General features: G+C 48.1%; 9 protein-coding genes and 1 riboswitch. Of the genes, 7 read left to right on the forward strand and 2 right to left on the reverse strand.

Features of this window, described 5'->3' with window-relative positions; genetic code table 11:
* Positions 1 to 5: 5 nt before the first annotated feature.
* Positions 6 to 431: a hypothetical protein gene (locus tag H615_RS22330; protein WP_156896477.1), complete on the forward strand. Its 426-nt coding sequence runs from the start codon at positions 6 to 8 to the stop codon at positions 429 to 431.
* Here H615_RS22330 and H615_RS21240 read toward each other — a convergent pair.
* Positions 387 to 881, reverse strand: coding sequence for a GNAT family N-acetyltransferase (locus H615_RS21240; protein WP_051254667.1), 495 nt, complete (start codon positions 879 to 881; stop codon positions 387 to 389). The genes H615_RS22330 and H615_RS21240 overlap by 45 nt on opposite strands.
* Before the next feature lie 103 nt (positions 882 to 984).
* Positions 985 to 1,091: riboswitch (TPP riboswitch) on the forward strand.
* 79 nt (positions 1,092 to 1,170) lie between these two features.
* Here H615_RS21240 and H615_RS0110350 point away from each other — a divergent pair.
* The 4 genes from H615_RS0110350 (at position 1,171) to H615_RS0110365 (ending at position 7,687) form a co-directional block, all read left to right on the forward strand.
* A complete protein-coding gene (locus H615_RS0110350; RefSeq protein WP_027955080.1) occupies positions 1,171 to 2,457 on the forward strand; it encodes an acetylornithine deacetylase in 1,287 nt (428 codons plus the stop codon).
* Positions 2,457 to 3,143, forward strand: a complete 687-nt coding sequence (tenA, locus tag H615_RS0110355) for a thiaminase II (RefSeq protein WP_027955081.1) — start codon at positions 2,457 to 2,459, stop codon at positions 3,141 to 3,143. Before H615_RS0110350 ends, tenA begins: the two co-directional genes overlap by 1 nt.
* Before the next feature lie 554 nt (positions 3,144 to 3,697).
* Positions 3,698 to 5,641 carry a BglG family transcription antiterminator gene (locus tag H615_RS0110360; protein ID WP_027955082.1) on the forward strand — a complete coding sequence of 648 codons (1,944 nt, stop codon included), beginning with the start codon at positions 3,698 to 3,700 and terminating at the stop codon, positions 5,639 to 5,641.
* An 87-nt stretch (positions 5,642 to 5,728) separates the two neighbouring features.
* Positions 5,729 to 7,687 (forward strand): PTS fructose transporter subunit IIABC, encoded by a 1,959-nt coding sequence (locus H615_RS0110365; RefSeq protein ID WP_027955083.1) that lies wholly within the window; start codon positions 5,729 to 5,731, stop codon positions 7,685 to 7,687.
* Between the two features lie 29 nt (positions 7,688 to 7,716).
* Here H615_RS0110365 and manA read toward each other — a convergent pair whose 3' ends face one another.
* A complete protein-coding gene (gene manA, locus H615_RS0110370; protein ID WP_027955084.1) occupies positions 7,717 to 8,676 on the reverse strand; it encodes a mannose-6-phosphate isomerase, class I in 960 nt (319 codons plus the stop codon).
* A 163-nt stretch (positions 8,677 to 8,839) separates the two neighbouring features.
* On the opposite strand from manA, the gene H615_RS0110375 reads away from it, so the two are divergent.
* A complete protein-coding gene (locus tag H615_RS0110375; protein ID WP_027955085.1) occupies positions 8,840 to 9,334 on the forward strand; it encodes a PH domain-containing protein in 495 nt (164 codons plus the stop codon).
* Positions 9,331 to 10,893: a PH domain-containing protein gene (locus H615_RS21245; RefSeq protein WP_051254669.1), complete on the forward strand. Its 1,563-nt coding sequence runs from the start codon at positions 9,331 to 9,333 to the stop codon at positions 10,891 to 10,893. Before H615_RS0110375 ends, H615_RS21245 begins: the two co-directional genes overlap by 4 nt.
* The last annotated feature ends 495 nt before the right edge of the window (positions 10,894 to 11,388 follow it).

The following is an 11,388-nucleotide window of genomic DNA, read 5'->3' on the forward strand; positions in this document are numbered from 1 at the left end:
GTACGATGCGGAAATTTCTTGCTGCCTTAATCAGCAGTTTTGTAACAGCTTTATTGGTTTCTATTTATCTCACATCGGATTACAGCAATCTGGTAGGAAACTTACATTTTAATTTAGTCAACATCTATTTGGGGCATGCTGTGTTTGCCCTCCCCCTGTCTTTCATAGCCGATCGTTTAAGCAGTCAGCTGTCGTTGGGACGCTTTTTTATTGAGTGGGGCCTGTATCTTTTAATTGGGCCACTTCTAGCTGTGTTATTGGCTGTCTTTACGATGTTCTTAAGCTTGTATCTCATACCGATCAGTTTCATTTTTCCAATCACCTACACGCTCGTTAAAAAAATTCCTGCTTCTTTCCTAAAGAGGAGTCTGACAGCGGCTGTCCTCTTATCCGTTGCGGTCATCGCGGCTATGTATTATAGTATCCGTTAGTTTCAGTGTCATAAATAAGCTGTTCGGGTCTTCCTTGTAGCCGGCGAAAGGATCGCAGAAAATAAACCCGAACTTCTTATACAGCTGGACAGCCGGATGGAACGCCTTTTGAGACCCGGTTTCTAAAAAGAGCTGTGTATACCCTCGGTCACTGGATTCATTTATGATGTGTTGGAGCATTCTATGGGCGACGCCTCGTCTTAAATGGGAAGAGGCCGTTCTCATCGACTTGATCTCTCCGTGCGCCGGATGGAGTTCTTTCAACGCTCCCATTCCCACCAGCTCTCCCTTTTCCCAGGCTGTCCAAAAGGTCACGCCGGGCTGCTTTAATTTTTCTATATCCAATGCGTGGATGCTTTCGGGCGGGGAGTGCAGGGTCATATTGAAAAGGTGTTCCTTTATGAATGCTTGTACTTCCGCACCTGTTAAATCGTCTTTTTTGATGTTCATCCAATGCCTCCTGTTCTATACGTCATCCGTTTACATTTCGCGATTGAACAGGACTTGTCCTTTCCAGACGCCTATGTTGTAATGAAAATAACAGTTTTATAGCATGTTTCACTAGGGGAGCCCTGATGACCGGGCTGAGAAAAGCAGAAGCTTTGACCCTTACAACCTGATCTGGCTCATACCAGCGGAGGGAAGTGAAGCGGTCGATGATTGATCTTTTCTTATATGATGATCAAGCCCGCTCCTTCTCTCGAAGGGGCGGGCTTTTTACATGGAAGGAGAGAGTACGATGATTCAGTTAGAGGAATTGCTGCAGAGAGTGGAGGAAAAGGAAGAGGAGATGCACCAGCTTCTAGGGGATTTGGTCGCCTTTCCGACGTTAAGCCCTCCAGCCCGAAATGCGGCGGAAGCACAACAGTACATAGAAGAATATTTAAGCCGGATGGATTTTGAAATAGACACATGGGAACTGTATCCCGGTGATCCGATTGTCGTCGGAACGAAAAAAGGAACTAATCGGGAACACAGCAGAAGTCTCATCTTAAACGGTCATATTGATGTGGCTGCGCTGGATGAAGGGGAATCGTGGGAGCATGATCCTTTTATACTGACCTTGAAGGGCGACCGCTTGTACGGTCGCGGCACGGCGGATATGAAAGGTGGAATGGCGGCTGTTCTGTTTGCACTCAAATTGCTCCATGAAGCGGGAATCGAGCCGGCCGGCAATCTTCATGTGCAGTCCGTCGTCGGTGAAGAGGTCGGAGAAGCAGGAACAAAATCCTGTGGAGAAAGAGGGTATCATGCAGATTTAGCCATCGTAGCCGATACGAGTAACTGTGCCATTCAGGGGCAGGGAGGCGTCATTACCGGATGGATTACGATAGAAAGTCCGGAAACCTTCCACGACGCGGAACGCCGTTCGATCATTCATGCCGGTGGAGGAAGATACGGAGCAGGGGCAATTGAAAAAATGATGAAAATCATCCAGTCGCTGCAGGAATTGGAGCGGCACTGGGCGGTTACGAAATCGAGTCCGGGCTTTCCACCTGGATCGACGACAATCAATCCTGCTGTCATTGAAGGTGGAAGGCACGCGGCTTTTATCGCCGACCGCTGTGCTTTATGGATTACCGTGCACTATTATCCAGAAGAGCATTACGACGATGTGATCGAAGAAATTGAAGCACATGTCCGTGCTGCCGCCCAGGCCGATCCATGGCTGAAAAACCATGCCCCTCAATTCAAATGGGGAGGAACGTCCATGATTGAGGACCGCGGAGAAATTTTCCCCGCCTTTTCTGTTGATCCTGCTCATCCAGGGGTACAGCAGCTCCAACAGGCCCATAAAACCATCCACGGTACGCCGGCGGAAACGTCCATGTCTCCGACTGTGACAGATGGAGGGTGGCTCTCAGAAGCAGGGATCCCGACGATTCTCTACGGCCCAGGCACGCTCGATCAGGCGCATGCGGTAAATGAGTCGCTGGACAGGAGACAGCTGTTGGATTATACGAAAACGATGATGGCTTTTTTGTACGATTGGTTTCAACAGACAGATGACAAGGAGGAAGCGTAATGTTTACAGACCGTTTATACGAAAGTGCCCGTCCGATTTGGGAAGCCTACCTCGATCACCCATTCGTCAAAGGGATTGGGGACGGCACGCTCGAACTTGAGAAATTCCAATTTTTCATGCGCCAGGATTATTTGTACTTGATTGATTACTGCCGGGTGTTTGCTCTTGGTTCCGTTAAGGCGAAAAGCCTGGATACAATGACGATGTTCTCTGAACTGCTACATTCCACTTTAAGTGAGGAAATGGAACTGCATCGGAACTATGCGGAACGGATCGGCATCAGCCGGGAGGAACTGGAGGAGACAAAACCTTCTGCCACCCTCCTCGCTTATACGAGCTATATGCTGAACAAGGCAAATCAAGGATCAGAGGCTGAGGTGGCGGCCTGTGTACTGGCCTGCACATGGAGCTACAACGTGATCGGCCTTCACCTTGCCGAACAGAATCAAGGGGAAAAGCACGAGTTTTATGGCGATTGGATTGAGATGTATGCGTCCGACGAATTTTCTGAGCTTGCTTCCTCCCTGAAAAAATTAATCAACGAGCTGGCTGACGGACTTCCGGAAAGGGAAAAAGCTCACCTCGAAGAGATCTTTATTCATACGAGTAAGCTGGAGTATATGTTCTGGGAGATGGCGTGGAAACAAAAAATGTGGGTCGAGGAAGAGAGCTTTTTGAATACCTGAACACCCCTCTCCTCTTTTGAAAAGAGTTTAGACGCACTCAACTGCTTATCTGCCATGTGGATGACCACGATCCGCTTATCGGTGGATGCTTGCCGTGGGCCCGGCCTCAGCTAACTTGGACAGGAAGATCACCTGTCCAAGTGGATCTTCGGCTCGTGCTGATCCCACAGGCGTCACCACCGAACGCTCCTCGTGACATCCGCAGATTTTCTCTGACAAGAGAAGTTATACAACTTGGAATAAGATTAATCAAGAGTAAAACGTTCCAGGACTTAAAGAGGTATATGATAACGCTGTTCTTTGGATAAGAGGCTGTTCACCAAGTATTTGTCTTCAAATCCCCGATGGATTTTCAATGGAACAAGATAAATGGTTACCTTTCATACATCCATTAAAAAAATGTAGATAATCTTTTCGGAAGACCGCCCTCTCCTAAATGGAGAGGGTTTTGTCATTAATGTCGAAAGTAGTCAAAATGTCACGAACGATGTAGAATAAAAGGTAGTCTATCCCTTTCAACCCATTTGAAAAAAGAGGCAAAGGAGAACATACCTATGAAGGAAATTCAACAGCAGATCCTCCACTATTTTACCGGGATTCCGAACACGTTCATCCCGACGGGTAAGATTGCGGAGTCTCTCGGATACTCAGATAAAGCCATTCGAAATCATCTGCCGGCAGTTCAGGATTATTTGGACGAGCAGGGCCGGACGGGTGTTATTGAGAAAAAAGCCGGCCGCGGGGTGCGGCTAGCGATTAAAGAAGCTGACAACGCCCTGTTGATCGACCATCTCCATCATTCCTTTCCTCAAAATGAAGCGCACGAACGTTCTCTCCGGACGAAAATCGCCTTTGACCTGTTGTCCGCTCCACGCCCGGTCACCATCCAGAAGCTGCGGAAAGACTACTACCTTTCCCATACCGCTGTCAGAAATATTCTGGATGAAATCGAAACATGGCTGCGCCCTTTTCATCTGGAAATGGTCTGCAAGCAGAAAATCGGGGTCTATATTTCCGGAGAGGAAAAACAGATCCGTCAGGCCGTGACAGGACTTTCTTCACTGGAAGGCCCCGCTGAAGATGTAACAAAGGTTCTTTTTGATTCCTTCTTCATCCGGACGATTCAGCACGAATTGGCAGCCCTTCAGGAAAAACACCAGGTCGACTTTACAGACGCAGCCCTCGAATCCCTGCTTCTCCATACCGCTTTTATGATTAAGAGGGTTCAGCTTGGTCAGATCATTTCGCTGCCGGAAGAGGATGTTCTATCCATCCGGACCCACGAAGAATTTCCGTGGGCGGAAGAAATGTGTAACCGTCTGGAGGGTGTTTTTGCGATGACGTTCCCAAGGGAGGAAGTCCTCTATTTGACCATGCATCTGAGAAGTGCCAAAACTCATGCGGCTTCCAGGGAAGGTCTTACACCGGAGCTTCCCGAAGAAATTTCCAACATTATCGACTGGCTGGTGACAGAAGCATCGGCCCAGACCGGGTACCGTTTTGAAGAAGACGAAGTCCTGCGTGATCATTTATATGTGCATCTGAAAACGACGCTGGCCCGCCTTTCCTACGGGTTGTCCATCTCTAATCCCCTGCTGATGACCATCAAAAAAAAGTATCCATACCTTTTTGACACGCTTGTCTGGATTTTAGACCAGCACAAGGAAGAACTGCTCTACCCGATTCCGGAAGAGGAGGCCGCCTATTTGGTACTGCATTTCCAGGCGGCTTTGGAAAGAAAGGCGACCGTGAAAAAGGAAAAAGTGGAAGTGGTGATCGTCTGTCATATGGGGATGGGACTTTCACAGCTGCTGGCAGCCCGGATGGAAAAGCTGTTTCCGGATATCCATATTCACGGCAGTATTGCGGCACACCGGCTGCGTTCGTTCACAAAGGAGCATCGTGTAGACGGAATTATCTCTACAGTGCCGGTCGAAGCACTGGGCATTCCTGCTGTCGTCGTTTCACCGTTATTTGAAGCGGAGGACCAATCACTTGTAAAGAGTCTTATCAAGCAGCTGGAGCAGGGGAGAACCTCTGATAGAAAGAGGGGGAAAGAATCCCTTCTGCTTCAGAGTATGTCCCCTTTTCTCATTCAAACGGGCCAGTCCGGGTTGTCGAAATATGAAGTGATTGAGAATCTCTCCCGCCTGCTTGTGAAAAAGGGGTATGTGAAAGAAGGTTACCCTCAATCCTGTCTGCACAGGGAATACTTGTCTTCTACAGCCATTGGCGGCGGAATCGCCATCCCTCATGGACAGGTGGAAGACGTGAACAGCTCCGCCATTGCAGTGGCCGCCTTTCCTGAACCTGTGGAATGGGATGGTGAGTCTGTGCTTGTCGTTCTGCTTCTTGCGATGAAATATGAAAACACACAGGAAGCCCGGCAGTTGTTCAGGGAAATCCACACGTTGACGTCGAACCCTTCTTTTGTAAAGCAGCTGGCTGAACAGAAAGATGCCGCTGCATTTATGAATGCGCTTCACAATAATCCATAAGTACCACAGCCTGTGGAAGATATAAAAATTTTTCCTCTGTTATTGTCTGCTACAGTATAAGTAAGCGATAACAAGAGGAGGAAGCTTATGAAAATTCTAGCGATTACATCATGTCCCAACGGCATCGCCCATACGTACATGGCTGCAGAAAACCTGCAGAAGGCGGCCGATGCGATGGGCATCGATATAAAGATTGAAACCCAGGGGTCCATCGGGGTGGAAAATGAATTTACGCAGGCAGACATCGATGCAGCTGACGGGGTGATCATTGCGGCTGATAAAACAGTCAATAAAGAGCGGTTTGTCGGCAAGCCACTTGTAGCCGTCGGCGTCCAGCAGGGGATTAACGCTCCTGAAACATTGATTCGGCGGATTGTCGACGGTCAGGCATCCGTCCATGAAGAAAGTGGTCAGCGCTCCAATGAAGATGCTGGAAACGCGGCCGGTGGGAAAGGGCAGAATGCTTTTTACCGCCACTTGATGAACGGCGTTTCCTACATGATTCCGTTTATCGTCATCGGAGGACTGTTGATTGCCATATCGCTCACCCTTGGCGGTACATCTACACCAGAAGGCATTCAAATCCCGGAAGATTCCTTCTGGAAGACGATTGAAAACATCGGTGCGGCATCGTTCAGCTTCATGGTACCGATCCTGGCTGGTTTTATCGCCATGAGTATTGCAGACCGTCCGGGTCTTGCGCCGGGTATGGTTGGCGGGTACATCGCCATGAACGGAAGCTTTTACGGCAGTGAAGCCGGAGCTGGTTTCCTTGGAGGAATCATTGCTGGTTTTCTTGCAGGTTACATTGCTCTTTGGATTAAGAAAATCAAAGTCCCGAGTGTCGTCCAGCCGATTATGCCGATCATTGTCATTCCAGTGCTTGCTTCCCTAGCCGTCGGATTGATCTTCGTAACGATCGTAGGTGCACCGGTCGCCCAGATTTTTGAGTCGTTGACAACGTGGCTGCAGGATATGCAGGGAACAAGCTCCATTCTTCTGGCCTTAATTTTAGGCGGCATGATTGCTTTTGATATGGGAGGACCTGTCAATAAGGTAGCCTTCCTCTTCGGATCAGCCATGATTGCAGAAGGAAACTATGAAATTATGGGGCCGATTGCCGTCGCTATCGCCGTACCACCGATCGGTATGGGAATCGCTACCTTCTTGAATCGAAGGAAGTTTGCAGCAACGGAAGTAGAAACAGGAAAGGCATCCTTTACGATGGGGCTTTTTGGAATTACAGAAGGAGCCATCCCATTTGCTGCGCAGGATCCCTTCCGTGTCATCCCGAGTAACATGATCGGTGCCATGGTCGGAGCTGTTATCGCCATGATGAGCGGAGTGGGTGACCGTGTTGCCCATGGCGGACCGATTGTCGGTGTGCTTGGTGCTGTGGATAATGTCCTCATGTTCTTCGTGGCCATTATCGTAGGTAGTTTTGTAACAGCGATTACCGTGAACCTTTTGAAAAAAGAAGCAGCTGTAGAACCTGCGTTGGCGGAAGTTCCGACGCAGCCAGCGGCAGAAGAAACGGTGAAAGAGGAAAAACCGGCCGTGAAAGGACAACCGCAGCCGGAAGAGGAAAACGCAGACCTTCATTCGCTCACGAATAAGAATCTGATTCAAGTGAACGTAAAGGCAGAATCAAAGGAACAGACCATTGATGAGTTGATTGATCTTCTTGCAGCAGAAAATGTCTTGACGTCCCGCGCCGATGTTAAAGAGGCGATTTTAGAACGCGAAGCGGAAGGATCCACAGGCATCGGAATGAACATTGCCATTCCGCATGCCAAATCGACCGCTGTGAAAGAACCACGCGTCGCCTTCGGAGTGAAAAGGGATGGTGTCGACTGGAACAGCCTTGATGGCACAGAAGCCAAGCTGATTTTCATGATTGTTGTACCGAAGGAAAGTGAAGGAACCCAGCATCTGAAAATTCTACAGATGCTGTCCAGAAAATTAATGGATGATCAATACAGGGAACAACTATTACAGGTCACATCAACCGATGAAGCCTATCAGTTATTAAAAGAAGTCAAATAAAAATCAGAGGGCCACAGGCCCTCTGATTTTTATTTGGGATAAGAAACGATGGCTTTCGCCGTTCCTTCCAATTTGAAGTTTTCCAGTTCGTAAGGAAGAATAAAGTGATCGCCCTTTTTCAGAAGATGGGTGTCTTTTCCTGTGAACGTGACTTCTCCTTCAATGATCGTGGCAAGAAGATAATCCGCCGGTCTGCTTCCTTCATAGATGCCATCAAGATCAAGATGGAACACAGAGAAAAAGTCATTTTCCGTCAAGGTCGTAATCGAGAGGTCATGCACATTTTGATAAGAAAATGCGTTCTCCTGCTTTTCATCTGGAATGGTGGTGACCTCGACTGCTTTATTTAAATGCAGTTCACGCGTCTGATTCTGGTCATCCCGGCGGTCATAATCGTAGACGCGGTACGTGGTGTCGGAGTTCTGCTGGGTTTCCAGAATGACGATCCCTTCACCAATGGCGTGAATCGTGCCAGCGGGAACGAAAAAGAAATCGCCTGGTTTGACAGGTACTCTTCGCAGAAGTCCATCCCAGTCCCCTTTTTCAATATAGTCCTCCAATTCCGCTCGCGTTTTTGCATGATGCCCGAGAACGATTTCAGAACCGTCTTTACAATCCACAATATACCAGCATTCTGTTTTCCCATAGGCCTCATTATCTTCCAATTCGTGCGCCTGGGCGTCATTGGGGTGCACTTGGACAGATAGATCATCATTGGCATCCAGAATCTTAATCAAAAGAGGGAAGGCCTTCTCATCGTTGTCCTCATTGAACAATTCTTTTTTATGTTCCTTCCAGGCGTCCATCAGTGTCCAGCCTGTCAACGGTCCGTTCGTAATCGTGGAGGATCCGCTAGGGTGGGAAGCGATTCCCCAGCATTCGCCTGTGTGATCACTTGGAATATCGTAATCAAAATTCGTATGTAGAGAACTGCCGCCCCACACTTTTTCCTTAAAGATCGGGGATAGTCGTATTATATCTGTATACATAGCCAAACTCCTTTATCCGCGTAATAGAGTAAACCGCTTACGTAAATCGACTAAATTATATCAAATTATTCAATGGAGAGACAGGATTTTAAAGAAGAGTGAAACGAAAAGGAGCCTTCAACGTATAGGAAGATAAAGGAAAAATTGGAGGAGTGCATACCTTATGGAAGTGATCATGGAACCCCCATTACGGCAGTTATCCAAAGACAGTATAAAAGTGTGGATATGGAAGGAAGTCATTGAGAATATCATCGGAACAGCTGTACTGATCGTTTTGTTTATTCTGGACCGGATATTTTCCTGGCCGGTCTGGGCCGGCTGGATTTTGTACGGCCTTGTTGGTTTAACGGTTATGGGTATGATCTGGGCTGTGTTTAAAGTGAAATTATTACAAAAGCAATGGCGTTACGGAATCAATGAAGATTTCCTGTATGTTAAATCAGGGGCTTTAAAAGAAGAATACAAAGTCATTCCGATGACGAAGGTCCAGTCTGTTTCCACAAATGAAGGTCCCCTGTTGAAAAAATACAACCTCTCGTCTGTGGAAGTCAGTACCATTGGCCGAATGCACGTGATTCCTGCTCTTCCGAAAGCAGAGGCGCAGAAACTGCGGCAGCAGATCGCTCTATACTCCAACGTCGAGGAGGAAGACGCATGATCAAAGACGGCAGAAACAGGTATCACCCGATGGCCATGCTTCATGATTACATCCACTTGATCAAGACGACTGTTCCTTTATTCTTTCTGGCTTTTGTATTAAAAGCGGATTCAAGCGCATGGTTGTTCACCTATGGCCGGTACATCCTTCCTGCAGCCGTTATCTGTTCGGCACTATATATTCCGGTCAAATGGTATACAAAAACGTATGAGATTCTGCCTTCCGCTATTGTTGTGACCTCGAAACTTTTTACAACATCAACAAAAACGATTCCCTATTCAAAAATTCAGCAGGTGAAAAGAAAAACGACATGGGTGCATCGTCTGCTTGGAATGACTTCGTTGACATTGGAGACGAGCGCGGAGGGCCGTGACGGTACTGTTAGATTTGATGTTTTAAGACCATCGGAAGCTTCGTCCATGGAACAGCGCGTCCAACAGGAGAAGCCTGATTTTGAAAGGAAAACGTTTCTGGAAAAGCAAGACCAAGAGAATGCTCAGGAGGATAATCATGAGCAGGAAGAAGTAGAACGGGCAGAAGCGGCGACCCCCGTTGATCAAAAGGAACCAAGGGTTATAGGTGATGAGAAAACAATTCATTTCAAGCCGACGAAAAAGGATCTTATCAAGGCGTCTCTTGCATCGCTCAGCTTTCTTGCGGTTATTCCGTTTGCGGGGTCCCGGCTCTCTGATGCAGAGGATCTTCATTTTGAAAAACAGGTGGATGGGTTGTTCGAGAGCCTTTTGTCATCGATCGGAATGATCGTCGGAGCCCTTACCGTCTTAACTGTGATTGGTGTTGGGCTTGGCTTTGTTCGTACATATAAGAAATACGGAAAATATGAGCTGGCGTCGACGTTTGAACGGATTTTCATCACGAAGGGGGCCTGGGAGCAGGATTATCTTTCTGTGAGGAAAGATCATGTGCAGGCTGTCTTAATTGAGCAGTCCCTCATGAAGCGGCTTCTCGGTTTTGCATCATTAAAACTGGTCATTGCCGGTGAAAATGAAGGGGAGGAGGAAGTAACATCTGTTTATCCGTTTTTTCCAGTGAAACGCGCCTACAGCCTAGTTCATGAGGTGCTTCCCGATTACCGGGTGCTTGGGAATATGGATAGGCTGCCACGCCGGGCCTTTTATCTACGCCTGTTACGTCCCAGCTGGATATGGGTGGCGGTAACCGCGGGATTGTATTTCTTCAAACCTGGCTCGTTCTTTATCGATCTGCCTTGGTGGGCGTTTTCCTCAGCTCTTTTCGTCATCATTGTCCTGTCCCGGATCCAAGGGTACGTTCACAGCCGATTCCAAATGGATGATACGTTCATTCAATTCCAGGCAGGGGGATTTACAAAAACGCTGTATCTTTCCAAGCGAAGCAAGGTGATAGAGTTGGAAGTTTCCCGAAATTATGTGCAGCAGAAATCAGGGTTGGCTTCGGTCAAGCTGATCAATCGGGCCAACCCTGTTCGCGAGACGATTATGAACGATGTCCCGGACGAATTTGCTGAGCGGCTGAAGGTGTGGTATACCCATCAAACCCTGAAAAGAAAAGCCTCTTAAGAAAAAGCCCCCTGCTTTTAGAACAGTGGACTCAGGCTGTAGAAAAAACCGTGTTATCCAGTTAGAGTTCTCCGCATGTCGTGTTGAGCGGGGCACGTTCCGCTTAACGGTGGATGCTTGCCGCGGGCACAACCTCAGCTGACTTGGTCAAGAAAACCATTGACCAAGTGGATCTTCGGCTCGCGCTGTTCCCGCAGGCGTCACCACCGATAAGCTCCTCGTGCCGATGTAGAATATAGAGGAGAGAGATTGCGCCCAATGCAGATTCGCAGATTCAAAAGAAAGGCATGGGCTGCGCTATTACCGATTGCGTGGAAAAGAGCAAGGGAAAGAACAGGCGCTGATGACGGCTGACGGCCGGAATATGAAAAAGATTGTTCTCCATCCAGCAAGGGTGAGCTAAGTGAAGGAGAGTCTTTTTCGATGTTAAAGAACTCCCAAGGAGCGGTGCCCCTTCCACTCCTGCGGAAGAACGAGTGGTCCGAGATCGCCGAG

It is taken from the genome of Halobacillus kuroshimensis DSM 18393 (genome assembly GCF_000425705.1).
Taxonomy (GTDB): Bacteria; Bacillota; Bacilli; order Bacillales; family Halobacillaceae; genus Halobacillus; species Halobacillus kuroshimensis.

Coding starts and splice junctions, on each gene's coding strand:
- H615_RS22330 (WP_156896477.1), top strand. CDS start 6: ATGCGGAAATTTCTTGCTGCCTTAATCAGCAGTTTTGTAACAGCTTTA.
- H615_RS21240 (WP_051254667.1), bottom strand. CDS start 881: ATGAACATCAAAAAAGACGATTTAACAGGTGCGGAAGTACAAGCATTC.
- H615_RS0110350 (WP_027955080.1), top strand. CDS start 1,171: ATGATTCAGTTAGAGGAATTGCTGCAGAGAGTGGAGGAAAAGGAAGAG.
- tenA (WP_027955081.1), top strand. CDS start 2,457: ATGTTTACAGACCGTTTATACGAAAGTGCCCGTCCGATTTGGGAAGCC.
- H615_RS0110360 (WP_027955082.1), top strand. CDS start 3,698: ATGAAGGAAATTCAACAGCAGATCCTCCACTATTTTACCGGGATTCCG.
- H615_RS0110365 (WP_027955083.1), top strand. CDS start 5,729: ATGAAAATTCTAGCGATTACATCATGTCCCAACGGCATCGCCCATACG.
- manA (WP_027955084.1), bottom strand. CDS start 8,676: ATGTATACAGATATAATACGACTATCCCCGATCTTTAAGGAAAAAGTG.
- H615_RS0110375 (WP_027955085.1), top strand. CDS start 8,840: ATGGAAGTGATCATGGAACCCCCATTACGGCAGTTATCCAAAGACAGT.
- H615_RS21245 (WP_051254669.1), top strand. CDS start 9,331: ATGATCAAAGACGGCAGAAACAGGTATCACCCGATGGCCATGCTTCAT.